This is a genomic window from Afipia birgiae 34632 (genome assembly GCF_000308295.2).
Lineage (GTDB): Bacteria > Pseudomonadota > Alphaproteobacteria > Rhizobiales > Xanthobacteraceae > Afipia > Afipia birgiae.
In genome coordinates this window covers 2,307,363-2,323,556 of record NZ_HG326652.1, presented here as the reverse complement: position 1 = coordinate 2,323,556, position 16,194 = coordinate 2,307,363, and the positions used below count along the sequence as shown (strand labels likewise).

Here is a 16,194-nt window from a genome sequence, read left to right as displayed (position 1 = left end):
GCCGCGTTCGGCAAAGCCAACAGCCATGTTCTGTTCAATGAGACGGTGTCGCATTTTGCAGACGTGGCGGCGCCTTGTTGAGTGCAGTCGCCATCGCGCTGATCAACGGCTTCATGAAGAACGAATCGTTGGCGGGATAGATGTCGGTGTGCAGGCCGTTGGCCTTCAGCTCGTCGGACACGACGGGACCAACCGAGGCCACCGGCGTCTGCTTGAGGCCGGCGCGCAACTGGTCTTCACAATTGTGCGCGCGCGCCACATCGATCAAACGCCGCACCTGACCTGAACTGGTCAGCGCAATCGCATCGACGCGGCGCTGCGCCATTTCGCCGATAGCCGCGACGATGTTGGTGTCCGCTGCCTGGCCGTCGTAGATGTAGGGCAGCACGGGTTCGACAGTTGCGCCGTATGAGGTGATCGCCGCGATCAGCTTGCCATGATCCTTGTCGGGATAAAGCTGCAATCCGACGCGGTGGCCTTTCAGGTTCTCTTGAGCCAGCATGGCGGCGACGCCTTCCGATGTCGGCGTCTCGGTCTGCACATTCGCTTCGAGACCGATCTCGCGCAGCGCCCGCACCGGCTTCGGGCCGCGGGCATATCTCTTCGCCTTGGCAAGGGCTGCGACGAAATCCTGATCGACGCCGATGCGCTGCGCGACCTTCATCATGCGGCGAAGGCCTTCGCCGGTCATCAGCACCAGATCGTCGAACGGCTTTGCGATGAACAGCCTGATCCAGGCCTCGATCGGGGCAGGGTCCGGCGCGTCGTGAATGGTGAACATCGGACATTGCAGCACGTTGGCGCCCTGTTCCTGCAGCAGCCGTGAAAACTGCGCTTCCTCGCGCGTTTCCAGAATCAGGATGCGATAACCTTCAAGCCTGCCAGCCATCGATGTCTTTCACGGAGAATGTCTTACGCCGCCACAGTGGAACGCCTCGCGGTAATTTACGCCCTCAACCCATCGGCTGAAAGCCTGTTTTGCAGTCTCTCTTCGTCATTGCGAGCGAAGCGAAGCAATCCAGAGATTCAGGCGTCGCAAGGGAAGGCTGGATTGCTTCGCCGCTGCGCTCCTCGCAATGACGGTGCAGGTCTCCGAGCGATTGGCTAACGGAAGGAGTGATGTTACAGGAGGGTTCCGCCCGCCACCTGTCGTCCAAAATCTGAAAAAGTCCTCATGTCCTCACAGCAATTCGTCCTGACCCTGTCCTGTCCGGACCGCCCCGGCATCGTGTCGGCGGTCTCCACCTTCCTGTTCGCCAACGGGCAGAACATTCTCGACGCGCAGCAATACAGCGATATCGAGACCGGCAGGTTCTTCATGCGGGTGATGTTCGGTTCGCCCGCCGCACCGGTGGACCTGCCCACGCTTGAGGCCGGATTTGGCGTGATGGCAAAGCCGTTCGACATGGTCTGGCAGTTGCGCGACCGTTCTGTGCACCAGCGCGTGCTGCTGATGGTGTCGAAGTTCGATCACTGTCTCGCCGACATTCTTTATCGCTGCCGGCGCGGTGAGTTGCCGATGACCCCGACCGCTATCGTTTCCAATCATCCGCTGGAAACCTACGCCGGGATCGATTTCGCAGGCATCCCGTTTCACCATCTGCCGGTGACGCGCACCACCAAGGACGAGCAGGAAGCGGCGGTCTGGAAAATCATTCAGGACACCAAAACAAATCTGGTGGTGCTGGCGCGTTACATGCAGGTGCTGTCGGAGGATTTCGCCGGCAAGCTCTCGGGGCGCTGCATCAACATCCACCACTCGTTCCTGCCGGGCTTCAAGGGCGCCAAGCCCTATCACCAGGCGCATGAGCGCGGCGTCAAGCTGATCGGCGCGACCGCGCATTACGTCACCAGCGATCTCGACGAAGGCCCGATCATCGAGCAGGATATCGAGCGCATCAGCCATCGCGATGCGCCGGAAGACCTCGTGCGCAAGGGCGCGGACATCGAGCGGCGGGTGCTCGCCCGCGCGATGCGCTATCACCTTGAGGACCGCGTGATCCTCAACGGGCGCAAGACGGTGGTGTTCACCGACTAACTCAGTGCAGCGGGGACTGCTCCTGCTCCATGACGGCGGCCAGCCGTTCGAAACCGCTCCCGGTCCCGGATGCCCGCGCGTCGATCCCGGCATCGGCGTCGAGCACGGCGGCCTGCTCGGTGAATGTCATTCTGGTTTGCGCGCCGTCTGCGGTGAACACAACCGTCGCCAGCGACGCCGACAGCCGCCGCGCGCCGAGGGTCATCTCATAGGCGTAGATGATCCGTTCGCCCGGCACGATGTCGAAGTAGTGCGCGCGGAATCCCCGCATCTCGCCCTCGGCTGTGCGCCATCGGGCCGCTTCCGACCCGCCGATCCGGAAACCGAAGCTGTCTTCGAGCACGGTCCAGTCCGGATGACACGACGTCCATTTGCGCTTGAGATCGAATTCCGACCAGAACCGGAAGGCATGCGGCGGACGTCCCGGCAGCATGCGTTCGACGACGAAGGTGGCGTGGTCCACGGAATTGCTTTTCATCTGCTGTCCTCGGGAAATTCGGCCATCGCCTGCGCCAGCCGGTCGAAAGCCTGAGTCATGGCGGTCTCGCGCTGCTTCACCCACTTGCTGGCCGGTGGAGGGCAATAGATAGTTTCCGCAAGTGGAAACTTTCCATTCGCGGCGTCTGCGGCTACGCCGCGGTCAGATGCCGCTCGATGTCCCCGACCGGATGGCCGGTGAGGTCCTTGTCGATCTCGGCGATGACGCGGTCCTTCACGCTTGAATTGATGACGCGCCGCAATTCCGCCAGCGTGCGCGGCGGCGCGACGATCACGAAGCCCGGAATGTCGCGGTCGCGCGCCAGGTTTTCCAGCGCGTCCGCAATGGTGCGTGCAAACCGCTGCTCTCCGATCTCTTGCCAGTCGGTCTGCTCCATGGCGCTGCGCCGCGCGCCGACACTCGCGAACGAGCGGCCGGGCTGGTCGGACCCCTGTTCGCGCGTCGGCGGATTGGCGTTCAGCAGAACCTGCTCGGTCTTCAGGCGGGGTGCGATCTGGGTGCCTTCGTTGCGCAGGAAAAGCGCTTTGCGCCCGTCGCCGACAATGACGCAGGCGTTGTGGGGAATGCGAAAGAATTCGGTCTTGGTCATGAGAAACAGCCTCCCGCGCTTGCATTGACCAACCGCCCCGGCAGGATTTCGTTCCGGTCGCATGCATACCCCCGATCGGTATCATGGGACGACCGGCCGTAATGCATAAAAGTTGCTCGGTCTTGCTGACGGGATTGTGGTAGTGAGCGCGCCAAGATGGCGGACGGGCCCGATCCGGAGAACATGATGCAGAAATCGAAGCCGCCGTTTCGCGCTGACCATGTCGGCAGCCTGTTGCGGCCGCAGCGGATCAAGGATGCGCGGGCGCGGTTGGCCAAGGGCGAGATCACGGCTGCCGAACTGCTGCGCGTCGAGTCGCTCGAAATCGGCAAAATCGTCCAGAAGCAGAAGCAAAACGGATTGATGCTCGCGACCGACGGGGAGTTTCGCCGTTCGTGGTGGCATTTCGATTTTCTGAAACATCTCGGCGGCTGCGAACTTCACAAGACCGGCGGCATCCAGTTCAACGGAATGATGACACGCGGCGAGAGCATCCGCGTCACCGGCAAGCTGGATTTCCCGGGCAGCCATCCGATGATCGAGCATTTCAAGCTGCTCAAGGACAAATGCGATCTCGCCGGCATTCTGCCCAAGATGACGATCCCTTCGCCGTCGCTGTTGCACTATCGGGGCGGCCGCAGCGCGATCTCGCAGCAGGTCTATCCGGACATGGATGACTTCTTCATCGACCTGGCAAAAACATATCGCAAGGCCGTGCAGGCGTTCTACGACGCCGGCTGCCGCTACCTGCAGTTCGATGACACCGTGTGGGCCTATCTCTGCTCCGAGGACCAGCGGGCGAAGCTGCGCGGGCGAGGTGAGGACCCCGACGCTCTCCCGGCGGTCTATGCCCGCGTCATCAACTACGCGATTGCCGAGCGCCCCGCCGACATGATCATCACCACGCATGTCTGCCGCGGCAATTTCCGTTCGGCCTGGATTTCATCCGGCGGGTACGAGCCGGTGGCGGAGATCCTGCTGTCGCGGGTCAATTACGACGGCTATTTCCTCGAATACGATTCCGACCGCGCGGGCGGTTTCGAGCCGCTGCGATTCCTGCCCAAGGGCAACAAGACCGTCGTGCTCGGGCTCATCACGTCCAAGACAGGCGTGCTTGAGAAGAAGGACGACATCAGGCAGCGCGTGATGGAAGCGGCGAAGTTCGTTTCGCTGGATCAGCTTGCGCTGTCGCCGCAATGCGGCTTCGCCTCGACTGAGGAAGGCAACATCCTCACCGAGGACGAGCAATGGGCAAAACTTCGCCTCACCGTCGATGTCGCGAGCGAGGTGTGGGGCAGGTAGCCCGCGCGAATGACGTGGGTCATTCGTGAATTTCAATCCCTCAGTGCCCGCTCAGCACCAGCGTCTTGACCGGAAGCACCAATGCCTGAATGCGCAACAGCATCGCATGGACGAGGCCGACAGTGTCGACCGCGTGCAGCCAGATGCGCTTTCCCGTGCTGGTGCCCTTGGCGTCGAGCAGCTCGTGGTTGCTGGTGTAGGCGTTGGCAATGCAACTGCTGCCGGGTGTCACGCCATCAAGGCCGCCTTTGAAAATGGGCTGCATGAAGACGAGGATCGTCCCCGGCTGTTGCACCTGCTGCGCTTCGAGCAGTTGCTCACCGCCGCGGAACTGGCCGGCGGCGATGTAATTCTGCACGCCGGTGACGACCATCGGGATGATGACCCATGGTTTTGAAACACAGGTCACCTCTGCGACCATGCCGACCTTCATGACCTGCGCTTCGATCTGGCCGAATCCTGCCGAGAGCGTGTGTTGTCCCGCGCCCTCCGGAATCAGAATGCCGGCGGACCGGATCATCGGATTGACGAGGTCACCAGGTCGCAATGAGAACTGTTCAACGCGCCCGTCCACGCCGGCGCGGATGAAGGTTTTGTCGAGATCCACCTGCGCCTGGGCAAGGGTGGCTTCCGCGCTGTCCCGCTCTGCCGGCAACAGCGTTGTGGTGCGGATCACTGCGGATTGTTTCGCGGCCGATACGGCATCGAGCGTGCCTTGCCGTCCCGTCACCACCACTTCGAGTTTTTCGATGTCCCGCTGCGGGACGATGCCGGGATTGCGCCTCTGCAACTCGCGCTTGACGTCGAGTTCATCGGAGGCCTGCTGCAGCGAACTCTTCGCTTCCTGAATCTGGGCGTCGGCTTTCACGACTTCCGACTGAGCCGCGATCATGGCGGCATCGACTTCCGCGATCTTGCGCTGTGCTGTTTTTACAGCTGCGTCCTGTTTTGAACTGTCCAGTCTGAAGATGACGTCCCCCTTTTTGACGGGACCGCTGAAATCAGCGTTGACCTCCGCGACGCGCCCGATTGTCTCCGGAACGAGCGGGATCGTGCGGTAAAACAGGGTCACATTCGTGGTGGACGGATGAAAATAGAAGATCACTGTGATGAGCGCGACGGTCAGCATCAGGCACGCCGTGATGCCCCATCGCAGTTCATACCAGACAGAGAACAGCGTGATCTCTTTGCCGATCCGCTTGCCCTGGACATAGCGGCGATAGAGATAATCCGGAAGGATCGTCAGAAGGGAGCAGAGCATCAGTTCAAGCATGATGCGACTCCACACTCTTGACGCCTGCGTCCCTGGCTTTGCCGGGTGCGTTCGCCGCAGCGGTGTGAGCCGTCACCTCGGCCGGTGGCTCGGAGGGATCGGGGGTCGGCGGAATGCCGGCCATTTTCTGGACGGAGCCGGCGATGCTGCGCAGCGGCGTGCTGAAGTCAGGCAGATCGACCAGGGCAAGCAGCAGTCCGGCGACCCAGAATGCTTGGATATGCGTGAACAGCGCGAGCAGGCAAAGGACTGCGACGATCTCGAACTGAAGCTTCTGCGATTTGTGTGCCATCTGCTCGGGCAGGGCGTGAAGCCTCAGGTAGATGTTGCCGACGAACAGAACGGAAAGAAGCAGGATGAGCCCGACGACCACCATGAGAACGTCGGTGTCACCCGGTGCGGTGATAAAGCCCGGGAGATGGTGCGGCGCGGCTGGATGTAGCGACTCGCTCAAAGGCAACCTCCCGGAAGCATGTTGTCAAAAACAAAGTGCCAAAACAGAAACGGCGTTGCCGAGAGTTCCATCCTTGCACAGGGATGGAACTTGGCAAGGGCAAAGTGGCCGATGTTGATCTGAGTCATGGTCGAGGAAAGATTGGCGTTGCCATCCCACCGAGCGAAGTTTGTTCATCTTCACCGGGTGGGCATTAATGATGTGTTGTCGCGCGTGACATTCCCGGCATGGGCCGGGCGCCCGATTGCCGTCACCATCCCGCCTTTTGCGCTGGAGTCCGCCGCCCTTTCGCCTCTTGGCTGCGGCACCCCTCAGTGCTGCGTTTCAGATGACCCGGAAACATTGAGAGCTTCCGCGACGTGGCGCAGTTTCTCTGGATTGCGGGTAATATAGATCTCGGTGATCTTTCCATCCTCAATGGCGAAGGCCGTGGTCTGAAAGACATCATCGCGCTCATAGCTGACATAGCCCGGCAAGCCGTCGATCTGTATCGGCCGGAAAAATCCATCCCGCTTGATGCCCAGCTTTCGCGAGAGGCCTTCATAAAGGCGAAGCACGCGCTCCAGCCCGGCAATGGGATTGAGGAAGGCGTGCACTTTGCCGCCGCCATCGGACCGCACCACCACGTTCTGAGCGAGGATCGCGCGCAGCGCATTGGTGTCGCCGCTGCGTGTGGCGACGAAAAAGGCTTCGGCGATGCGGCTGCCTTCGTCGCGCGCAACGGGAAAGCGCGGACGCGAGTCCTGAACATGCTTGCGTGCCCGCGCAGCCAGTTGCCGGACGGCGGCGGGCTCGCGTTCGACGGTCACTGCCACTTCATCGAGGGGGACGCCGAACACGTCGTGCAGCAGAAACGCGGCGCGCTCCAGCGGCGACAACCGTTCCAGCGCAAGCATCAGGGTCAGGGTCAGATCGTCCTGATCCATTTCGTCCGGCTCCTCGATGATCGGCTCCGGCAGCCACGATCCGACATAGGTTTCGCGGCGCGAGCGGGCGGATTTCATGACGTCGAGGCAAAGCCGCGTCACGATGCGCGACAGGAATGCAGCCGGAGTTTCCACCGTTGCGCGATCGGCCTGCTGCCAGCGCAGCCAGGCATCCCCTGCACCACGTCCTCGGCCTCCGCGACAGAGCCGAGCATGCGGTAGGCGAGACGCACCAGCCGGGGCCGGTGCGTCTCGAACATTTGCGTGCCGTCGTCAGGCCGCGGCATGAGCCCTGTCCTTCGCCTCATCCACCGGATGAAGAACGCGGAAACCCACCTGCAAACGATTCCAGACGTTGATGGAGCCGATCAGCATGGTCAGGTTCACCTGTTCGTTCTCGGTGAATTCGCCCTTGAGCAGTTCGTAATCCCGGTTCGGTGCGCCTGTCGCCGCCAGCAGCGTCAAGGCTTCCGTCCAGGCAAGTGCGGCTCTTTCCCGGTCACTGTAAAGAGGAGACTCTCGCCATGCGGTCAGCATGTAGATTCTCATTTCGGTTTCGCCGTGGGCGCGCAAATCGGTCGTGTGCATATGGATGCAGAACGCACAGCCGTTGACCTGCGAGGCGCGCAGCTTCACCAGTTCGATGAGGTTGTATTCGAGGCCACTGTTCTTGATGGCGGCTTCGAGCGCCGTCATGGCCTTGATAGCATCGGGGACCAACTTGTAGGGGGCATCCAATCGGGGGATCATCATCGTCTCCATTTGAGGTAGGTTCATTTCAATTCTCGGCTGATTTTTATTTGATGTCGGTCGTGAGTACCTTCTCGTCGGTATCGACAACGAACACCGCGAGCAGGCTCGCCGGCTCGGTATCGCTGGCGTTGGCGCTGACGGCGTGACGATCGCCCGGCATCTCGGCGAAATTCTCGCCGGCGCGGTAGGTCTTCTCCGGTCCGTCGTTCACCTTGCTGCGGATCGCGCCCTTCAGGATGGTTGCATAGATGAAGGCGGAGTCCGGATGCGTGTGCGCGGGCGACGAACCGCCGGGCTGATATTCGACCAGAACGCCTTTCAGGCTCTTGCCTTTCGCGTTCGGAAGCACGTGATCGAAAACCACGGTGACCTTTGCATTGTTGTTGGCTGCATCGTTACCGGAGGCTCCGCCGACAAGCAGAAGGCCGATGGCGGCGGAGCAGAGAAGTGCTTTGAACATTTTGATCTCCTGTTGGGCTAGCGAGCCGGTTATGCAGCCGCGGTGGTCTGATCGCGGCGCAGCCATTCGTCGAATGTGATGGTGCCGAGACGGGCGCCTGTGTCCGGCGTCAGCGAGCGATCGTTGAGCTTGATGCCGAAGTAGCGCGCGTCGGGATCGGTGATCACGTCCTTCCGGTCGTTCTTCGCACTCAGGTATTTCCGGATAAGCTGATCCATCTGGAAAGATTCCGGTCCGGCAACCTCGACCATGCCCTGCGCGGGGGCGAGGGCTGCATCCGCGACAGCGGCGGCGACATCATCGGCCGCCATCGGCTGGAATTTCGCAGGAGAGACACGGACGGTTTGTCCCTGCGTCGCTTCCTGCGCGATGCCGCCGACGAATTCAAAAAACTGCGTGGCGCGGACGATGGTGTAGGGCACGCCTGAATTTTCGACGGCGCGTTCCTGCGCCAGCTTGGCGCCGAAGTAGCCGAACTCGAGCAGACGCTCGGTGCCGACCACGGACAGCGCGACATGAAGCTTTACGCCGGCGGCTTTTTCCGCCGCGAAAATATTGCGGCCCGCCGCTTCAAAGAAGGCCAGCGCTGCCGCACTTTCGAACGACGGCGAGTTCGCCACGTCGACGACAACATCTGTGCCTGTGAACGCTTCCTTCAGTCCCTCTCCGGTGACGGTGTTGACGCCTGTCGATGGCGACGCCGCCAGAACCTCATGGCCGCGCTGGCGCAACTGGGTGACGACACGCGATCCGATCAGGCCGGAGCCTCCGATAACGACAATCTTCATGATGGCCTCCTGTGAGGGCCGCGATTTGCGGCGGTTGATAACGGAAGTGCATGAAAGTCCTTGAGTTTCGGCGGGTTTCCCGCCGTTGCCTTCAAGTTCTTTCTGCACCTTCGCCATCAAGACGAGGCAGGAGGGGGCGGATGTGACATCGTTCGAAAGATTTTTTTGGAGGGGCGGTGCCAGTCGATACGCCTCAGTCTTCGACGGTCCTGAAATTGAGTGAGGCGAAGACAACTTCGCCATTGTTCCGTGCGCTTTGGAGCCGTTAGATTTTGCTTGCGGCGCATATGCGCCGTGCGTTGCCCGATGCTCGTTGGCCTTTCAGGGAGGTGATTGCCTTGACGCTCCATTCCAGATTGCGGATCGCCGGGACCCTGACGCTGACCGTCTTCGCCATCGCGGCGTCTCAGAGTGTCACGCGTCAGGCGGACGCGGCTGGCGGGGCCGGTATCTGTCGGCGCGATGCGGCAGAAGCGCTGACGGGCAAGAAACGTATCACCAATGCTCAAGCGAAGCGGATCACCGGGGCTTCCATCGTGCGCCAGATCAAGCCGGGCCAGCCTGTAACGATGGACTACCGCCAGGAGCGCGTGACGATCGAGACTGATCCGAAGACTGGCAGGATTATCCGCGCCTATTGCGGATAGGGTGCGCTATCGCTGTCTCCTGCGGCGATGTTCTAGTCCATCTTGCTGAGGCGCATCATTTCGAAGCCGCCGCCATCGAACAGCAGGAGTTTTCGCTGCGCCTGATCGATGCGCCACGTCCTGACTCTTTCCAGCGTGTTGTGGAATTTGCCTTCCTGTTTCATCACGGCGGCGGAGCACGCCATGCGCGTCGAGGCCATCGGCAGGAACTTGATCGCGGTGCCGTCGATCTTTGCCGAGCCGGCATAGCGGTTGCAGCCGCCCATGCCGTTGACGATGCCGTCGTCACGAATCTCCAGCGTGGTCTGCAGCCGGTCGATCACGCCGCCGCCGTCGATGTCCTCCGCCAGCCATTTGCCGGTCGGCGCGACGGGCGCTGCATGGGCGGTCCCTGCGAGCAGCAGCGCAAGAAGTGCGAGGATGTTGAATTGTGATGCTCTGGTCATGCTGAGATTTTGCTTCGGCGTTTCGGCTCCCGATAATGGATAGAGATTTGGGTGAAAACGCGGATACCGCGCAGAATTTTTGTCCCATCGAACGGCAGGGTGGCGAAGCCGCTGAATGGGCTACTGGGATTGTTGCCAGCGGCCGGAACTTCATGGTGGGCGGCGCGCCGCGTGCATACTGAATCTTAAAGCTGCGGTCCTATGCCTCAGGGCAGGAGGACTGATGGTCACGGTTCTGACAAGGCAACTTGTGTGCAGTCATCGCCGCGCATGGCGCGCGTGCATTGCGCTTGTCACGCTGGTCGTTCTGGCTGTCCTGATCGGCATCGGGGTCGCGAACCTCGGCACATTGCCGACGGCCGCCGCCAACGCGCCGAATGCAGGCGACATCGCACTTTACAAGCGCATTATCGCGGATGTGCAGGGCGGTGAATCCTATTATACGGCCGCCATTCGCGAGCTGCGGGAGAGCAACTATCCGCTTCGCCCCTTCGTTGTGGTGCGCCCGCCCGTTCTTGCTGTTGCGCTCGCGGCAATATCCGACGAGAACGTGTGTCGTGTGGTGCTCCGCGCGCTTGCAGCCGTCACGCTGCTGGCGTGGACGTGGCGTTTGCGCGCCTTCGCACCTGCGCCGCTGTGGTTTGCCTTTGCCGTCGTGGTGCTCGCCACCGGCATTGCTCCGGCCATCGTGCCTCAGGCCTATCCGCTGCATGAAGTCTGGGCTGGATTGCTGATCGCTTTGTCGCTCGCGCTGCGCAGGCCAAACGCATGGATCGTCGCCGTCATTCTTGGTGTCGCCGCTGCGATTGTTCGCGAACTGGCGGCAGCCTATCTGCTTGCGATGATGGTCATGGCATTGAAGGACGGTTATCGGAAGGAAGCGGCGGCATGGGCCGCTGGTCTTGCGATATTTGCCGCTGCGCTTGCCGTTCACGCGTTTGAAGTGAACTCGCTGGTGACGGCGGCCGATTCTTCGTCGCCGAGCTGGCTGCGTGTCGGCGGCTGGTCGTTCGTGCTGCAAACCATGCAATGGAATTTGCTGCTCGAAGCCGCGCCGCGCTGGGTCAGTGTGGTCCTGGTGCCGTTGGCGCTGGTGGGATTGACCGGGATGCGCGATGAACTTGGTCAGCGGGTGTCTCTGGTCGTGTTCGGCTATCTGGCTGCTTTCATCTTTGTCGGCCGTGACAACAATTCCTACTGGGGGTTGATGATCGCTCCTTTGTGGCCGCTGGGCCTCGTCGCCACATGGCCCGCGCTAGCCCGGTGTGTCGCCGATTTACGTGCGTACCTTGTCCCAAAGGAATCGCCGTCCAACGCGGCGTCTACGGGCTAGGTTTGGGCGGAAATAGCTCCGAGTCCTTAGGCAAACGAGCTGTGAGTCCGGGCAAAATAAGTCCCGTACGGGCATTTTATTTGTGGGCAGATAGTGGTAGGAAGCCGAACGCAAAATCGTTCTGCCCACAAATTCCAGCCCACCCGAACCCTGCCCACCGGTCTGATGAAAAACGACCAGCTCCTGGCCCAGATTTCCGAATACTGCCGACAGGCGGGAATGGCGGAATCGACGTTCGGCCGCCGCGCGGTGAACGACGGCAAGCTGGTGCACCGGCTGCGCGAGGGCAAGCGCATCACCGTCGATACGCTCGAGCGGATACAGGCCTTTCTCGGCGACGGCGTGCCGGTCGTGACCGTGCCGGAGCCGCCGATCGAGAAGCGCGATCCCACCGGAAACTTCCGTTTTTTCGAGAACCGCCAGAAGTACCTGCTGTTCGTCCACACCTGCTCGGAAAAGCGGGTGATCGCCGACCGGGTGGCGCTGGAGTTGGGGAGCATCCATCCGCGGCCGCCCGCATTGCGTGTTTTCGACGCAGGCGTGGGCGACGGGACGGTGCTGGCGCGGGTGATGCGCGCGATGCACAGCCGGTTCCCGAACATGCCGTTCTATATCGCAGGCAAGGAAATCAGCCTCGAGGACGTGCGGCTGACCCTGAACAAGGTGCCGGACCGGTTGTTCGAGCATCCGGCGACGGTCTTTGTCCTGACCAACATGAATTATGCCGAGGCCCCGTGGCTGGCGCCGAAATCGCCGACTGCCGCAGCCGGAATGATCTGGCGCGAGGTGGCGCTGCGTGGCTCGTCCTCAGGCGAATTCGAGACGCAAATCGCAGATTTGCAGCCGTTTCTGGAAGAGAACTGGCGCGCCGCTGTCAGCACGCGCTCGGGCATGCCGGTCTACGAGCGGCCGATCGCGCTTGTGATCTACCGCGAGGATCACCGGTTCCTGCTCGATGCCATGATTCCGCGGGCCGGCCGCGTCGAGGCCAATTTCGATCTGGTGATCGCCTCGCAGCCGTATCGCGCCAGATCGTCGCTGAATTTCCGCGCCAAGAAGATCGTTGCGCCGTTGGCCCGCGCGCTGCGCGCCGGCGGCCGGCTGATCGGGATTCACTCCTACGGCCGCGATCCCGGGATGGAGATTGTGCAGTCGGTCTGGCCGGGAGAAAATCCTTTCGCGGTCAGCCGCCATGAGCTACTCCGCGCCGTAAAATACGAGCTGGGATCGGCGGGACGCGATCTTAACTTTAATGCCTATGCGGATAACCGCTCGATCTTCCGATACGATATGGAAGCGTTGCCCAACGAGGTGACGGGTCCGATCGGGACTTCGACGGCCTTTGCAGCATGGAACGCGGCGGTGTATGTCGCTCAGGTCGAAGACGACCGCCTGGACGAAGTCACGCAAAGCGGACGTTATCTCGACGCCACCAGAGAGGTTCTGCGCAAGCACAACGGCCTCTGGTTCTACGATGAGTCTTACGTCATCTCACGGCGTCGAGATTGAAAAGATCCATAGTGTTTTCGAGCGAAGTGGACACCGGTTCGCGTCAGGAAAACACGTCACTAGAAGACGAACCTTGGTTCTCGACCAAGGTTCGAAAATTCAAACGGGCCGACCGCGGCCCATCTGGAAGGGATTGGTTGATGCGCGCGTCTTATCTGTTCACGAGTGAATCGGTTTCTGAAGGTCATCCGGACAAGGTTTGCGACCGGATTTCGGACGAGATCGTCGATCTGTTTTTCCGCGAAGGCCCGAAGGCCGGAATCGATCCGTGGGATATCCGCGCCGCGTGCGAAACGCTGGCGACGACCAACAAGGTCGTGATCGCGGGCGAGACGCGCGGACCTTCCACCGTCACCAACGATCACATCGAGCAGGTTGTCCGCAACGCGATCAAGGACATCGGCTACGAGCAGGACGGCTTCCACTGGAAGAACGCCGACATCGAAATCCTGCTGCATCCGCAGTCGGCCGACATCGCGCAGGGCGTCGATGCGAAGCAGCCGACCAATGCGGAAGAAGGCGCGGGCGACCAGGGCATCATGTTCGGTTACGCTACCAACGAGACGCCTGAACTGATGCCGGCGCCGATCCACTACGCGCACAAGATCCTGCGCCTGATCTCGGAAGCCCGTCACTCGGGCGTCGAGAAGGTGCTCGGCCCGGACTCCAAGAGCCAGGTCACCGTGCAGTACGAAAACGGCAAGCCGGTCGGCGTGCGCGAGATCGTCGTGTCGCATCAGCATCTCGTCGAGGACATGACCTCGAACCAGGTGCGCGAGCGCGTCGAGCCGTACGTGCGCAAGGCGCTGCCGGAAGGCTGGATCAACGGCAAGACCATCTGGCACATCAACCCGACCGGCAAGTTCTTCATCGGCGGTCCCGATGGTGACGCGGGTCTCACCGGCCGCAAGATCATCGTCGACACCTACGGTGGTGCTGCTCCGCACGGCGGCGGCGCGTTCTCCGGCAAGGATTCCACCAAGGTCGACCGCTCGGCGGCTTATGCGGCGCGCTACGTCGCCAAGAACGTCGTCGCGGCTGGTCTCGCCGACAGGTGCACGCTGCAGCTCGCTTATGCCATCGGCGTGGCGCGTCCGCTGTCGATCTACATCGACACCCACGGCACCGGCAAAGTCTCGGACGACAAGATCGAGAAGGCCGTCGCTGAATCGATGGACCTCACCCCGCGCGGTATCCGCAAGCACCTCGATCTCAACAAGCCGATCTACGCGCGCACCGCGGCTTACGGCCACTTCGGCCGCACCCCGGACGCCGACGGCGGCTTCTCGTGGGAAAAGACCGACCTCGCCGACGCGCTCAAGCGCGCGGTGTGAGTTCAGCACTAGGGCCGGAATAATCCCTCCCCCTTGTGGGGAGGGCAAAGGCGACCTTCGGTCGCCGTCACTTTGGAAGAACGCCGATGCTTTGCATCGGCTACGCAAGCGAAGCGGAGGCCGGGGTGGGGGTCTTTCGCCAATGACGATTAAGACCAACACCCCCACCCGACGCATCGTTCGCTGCGCTCTCGATGCGCCACCCTCCCCACAAGGGGGAGGGAGAGCAAAGCACACTCGAATTTGCGTGCAGCCCCGCGCAACCACGCCACTCATGAATCAGGATTACACACCATGACCACCGCCACCGCGAAAGCCCCCGCAGGCTTCACCGATTACATCGTCGCAGACATCGGCCTTGCCGATTTCGGCCGCAAGGAACTCTCGCTGGCCGAGACCGAAATGCCCGGCCTGATGGCGACGCGCGAAGAGTACGGCCCGAAGCAGCCGCTGAAGGGCGCGCGCATCGCCGGCTCGCTGCATATGACCATTCAGACCGGCGTGCTGATCGAGACGCTGAAGGCGCTCGGCGCCGACATCCGCTGGGTCTCCTGCAACATCTATTCGACGCAGGACCACGCCGCTGCCGCCATCGCAGCCGCCGGCATTCCGGTGTTCGCGATCAAGGGCGAGACGCTGAAGGATTACTGGGACTACACCGCCAAGCTGTTCGACTGGCACGGCGGCGGTCATCCGAACATGATCCTCGATGACGGCGGCGACGCCACCATGTACGTCCATCTCGGCCTGCGCGCGGAGAACGGCGACACTGCGTTTCTCGACAAGCCGGGCTCCGAGGAAGAAGAAGTGTTCTTCGCGCTGCTCAAGAAGCAGCTCAAGGAAAAGCCGAAGGGGTACTTCAAGGCAATCGCCGACAGCATCAAGGGCGTCTCGGAAGAGACCACCACGGGCGTGCATCGCCTGTACGACATGCAGAAGGCCGGCACGCTGCTGTGGCCAGCCATCAACGTCAACGACTCGGTGACCAAGTCGAAGTTCGACAACCTCTATGGCTGCCGTGAATCGCTGGTCGACGGCATCCGCCGCGGCACCGACGTCATGATGTCGGGCAAGGTCGCGATGGTCGCTGGCTTCGGCGACGTCGGCAAGGGCTCGGCGGCGTCGCTGCGTCAGGCCGGCTGCCGCGTGATGGTCTCCGAAGTCGATCCGATCTGCGCACTGCAGGCGGCGATGGAAGGCTATCAGGTCGTCACGATGGAAGACGCGGCACCTCAGGCCGACATCTTCGTCACCGCGACCGGCAACAAGGACATCATCACCATCGAGCACATGCGCGCGATGAAGGATCGCGCCATCGTCTGCAACATCGGTCACTTCGACAACGAGATCCAGATCGCCTCGCTGAAGAACCTGAAGTGGACCAACATCAAGCCGCAGGTCGATGAAATCGCGTTCCCGGACGGTCACCGCATCATCATGCTGTCGGAAGGCCGCCTCGTGAACCTCGGCAACGCGATGGGCCATCCGTCCTTCGTGATGTCGGCATCGTTCACCAACCAGACGCTGGCGCAGATCGAACTCTGGGCCAACAACAAGGACAGCAAGTACAAGAAGGAAGTCTACGTGCTGCCGAAGTCGCTCGACGAGAAGGTCGCGCGGCTCCACCTTGCCAAGATCGGTGTCAAGCTCACCGAGCTGCGCAAGGACCAGGCCGACTACATCGGCGTGAAGCAGGAAGGCCCTTACAAGGGCGATCACTACCGCTACTGAGCCTTTCTCTCAGGACAAAACACAAAAGCCCCGGAGCAATCCGGGGCTTTTTTGCGTTGAGACGGCGTATCGCGGCGCGCGCGAATCCCGCTAGGATACCCGCACAGTTCTG

The 16,194-nt window shown here is 61.7% G+C and carries 16 protein-coding genes and 1 pseudogene; 7 read left to right on the top strand and 10 right to left on the bottom strand.

Annotated features, from left to right (window positions below):
* Positions 1–34 precede the first annotated feature (34 nt).
* Positions 35–889, bottom strand: a complete 855-nt coding sequence (locus BN32_RS10950) for a uroporphyrinogen-III synthase (protein ID WP_019198234.1) — start codon at positions 887–889, stop codon at positions 35–37.
* A 285-nt stretch (positions 890–1,174) separates the two neighbouring features.
* Here BN32_RS10950 and purU point away from each other — a divergent pair, with 285 nt between their 5' ends.
* Entirely contained in the window at positions 1,175–2,038 is an 864-nt protein-coding gene (gene purU / locus BN32_RS10945) for a formyltetrahydrofolate deformylase (protein ID WP_019198233.1), read from the top strand.
* Between the two features lies 1 nt (position 2,039).
* Here purU and BN32_RS10940 read toward each other — a convergent pair whose 3' ends face one another.
* A complete protein-coding gene (locus tag BN32_RS10940; protein ID WP_019198232.1) occupies positions 2,040–2,516 on the bottom strand; it encodes an SRPBCC family protein in 477 nt (158 codons plus the stop codon).
* A 151-nt stretch (positions 2,517–2,667) separates the two neighbouring features.
* Positions 2,668–3,126, bottom strand: coding sequence for a baeRF12 domain-containing protein (locus tag BN32_RS10935; protein ID WP_019198231.1), 459 nt, complete (start codon positions 3,124–3,126; stop codon positions 2,668–2,670).
* Positions 3,127–3,312: 186 nt separating this feature from the next.
* Here BN32_RS10935 and BN32_RS10930 point away from each other — a divergent pair, with 186 nt between their 5' ends.
* Positions 3,313–4,428, top strand: coding sequence for a cobalamin-independent methionine synthase II family protein (locus BN32_RS10930; RefSeq protein ID WP_040426290.1), 1,116 nt, complete (start codon positions 3,313–3,315; stop codon positions 4,426–4,428).
* Between the two features lie 40 nt (positions 4,429–4,468).
* Here the strand turns inward: BN32_RS10930 and BN32_RS10925 are convergent, their stop codons facing one another.
* From BN32_RS10925 to BN32_RS10900, 6 genes and pseudogenes are all read right to left on the bottom strand, one after another.
* Positions 4,469–5,701: an HlyD family secretion protein gene (locus BN32_RS10925; protein WP_019198229.1), complete on the bottom strand. Its 1,233-nt coding sequence runs from the start codon at positions 5,699–5,701 to the stop codon at positions 4,469–4,471.
* Positions 5,694–6,155 (bottom strand): hypothetical protein, encoded by a 462-nt coding sequence (locus tag BN32_RS10920; RefSeq protein WP_040425643.1) that lies wholly within the window; start codon positions 6,153–6,155, stop codon positions 5,694–5,696. Before BN32_RS10920 ends, BN32_RS10925 begins: the two co-directional genes overlap by 8 nt.
* 311 nt (positions 6,156–6,466) lie before the next feature.
* Positions 6,467–7,368: pseudogene (locus BN32_RS10915) on the bottom strand (sigma-70 family RNA polymerase sigma factor).
* A complete protein-coding gene (locus BN32_RS10910) occupies positions 7,355–7,831 on the bottom strand; it encodes a carboxymuconolactone decarboxylase family protein (protein ID WP_040426289.1) in 477 nt (158 codons plus the stop codon). The pseudogene BN32_RS10915 and the gene BN32_RS10910 overlap by 14 nt, the downstream one beginning before the upstream one ends.
* A 46-nt stretch (positions 7,832–7,877) precedes the next feature.
* Entirely contained in the window at positions 7,878–8,294 is a 417-nt protein-coding gene (locus BN32_RS10905; protein WP_019198226.1) for a cupin domain-containing protein, read from the bottom strand.
* A gap of 29 nt (positions 8,295–8,323) precedes the next feature.
* The gene (locus BN32_RS10900; RefSeq protein WP_040426288.1) at positions 8,324–9,082 is read right to left on the bottom strand and encodes an SDR family oxidoreductase; all 759 of its coding nucleotides are present in this window, start codon (positions 9,080–9,082) and stop codon (positions 8,324–8,326) included.
* Positions 9,083–9,420: 338 nt separating this feature from the next.
* Here BN32_RS10900 and BN32_RS10895 point away from each other — a divergent pair, with 338 nt between their 5' ends.
* Positions 9,421–9,729, top strand: a complete 309-nt coding sequence (locus BN32_RS10895; protein ID WP_040426287.1) for an I78 family peptidase inhibitor — start codon at positions 9,421–9,423, stop codon at positions 9,727–9,729.
* A gap of 32 nt (positions 9,730–9,761) precedes the next feature.
* On the opposite strand, the gene BN32_RS10890 is transcribed toward BN32_RS10895, so the two are convergent.
* A complete protein-coding gene (locus BN32_RS10890) occupies positions 9,762–10,175 on the bottom strand; it encodes an META domain-containing protein (protein ID WP_019198224.1) in 414 nt (137 codons plus the stop codon).
* A gap of 223 nt (positions 10,176–10,398) precedes the next feature.
* On the opposite strand from BN32_RS10890, the gene BN32_RS10885 reads away from it, so the two are divergent.
* The 4 genes from BN32_RS10885 to ahcY all read left to right on the top strand — a co-directional run bounded on the left by BN32_RS10885 (position 10,399) and on the right by ahcY (position 16,082).
* On the top strand, positions 10,399–11,508 hold the full coding sequence (locus BN32_RS10885) for a hypothetical protein (RefSeq protein WP_040425642.1): 1,110 nt from the start codon (positions 10,399–10,401) through the stop codon (positions 11,506–11,508).
* A 165-nt stretch (positions 11,509–11,673) separates the two neighbouring features.
* Positions 11,674–13,017 (top strand): hypothetical protein, encoded by a 1,344-nt coding sequence (locus tag BN32_RS10880; RefSeq protein WP_019198221.1) that lies wholly within the window; start codon positions 11,674–11,676, stop codon positions 13,015–13,017.
* A 140-nt stretch (positions 13,018–13,157) separates the two neighbouring features.
* On the top strand, positions 13,158–14,351 hold the full coding sequence (metK, locus tag BN32_RS10875; protein ID WP_019198220.1) for a methionine adenosyltransferase: 1,194 nt from the start codon (positions 13,158–13,160) through the stop codon (positions 14,349–14,351).
* A gap of 294 nt (positions 14,352–14,645) precedes the next feature.
* The gene (gene ahcY / locus BN32_RS10870) at positions 14,646–16,082 is read left to right on the top strand and encodes an adenosylhomocysteinase (protein ID WP_019198219.1); all 1,437 of its coding nucleotides are present in this window, start codon (positions 14,646–14,648) and stop codon (positions 16,080–16,082) included.
* Positions 16,083–16,194: the final 112 nt, after the last annotated feature.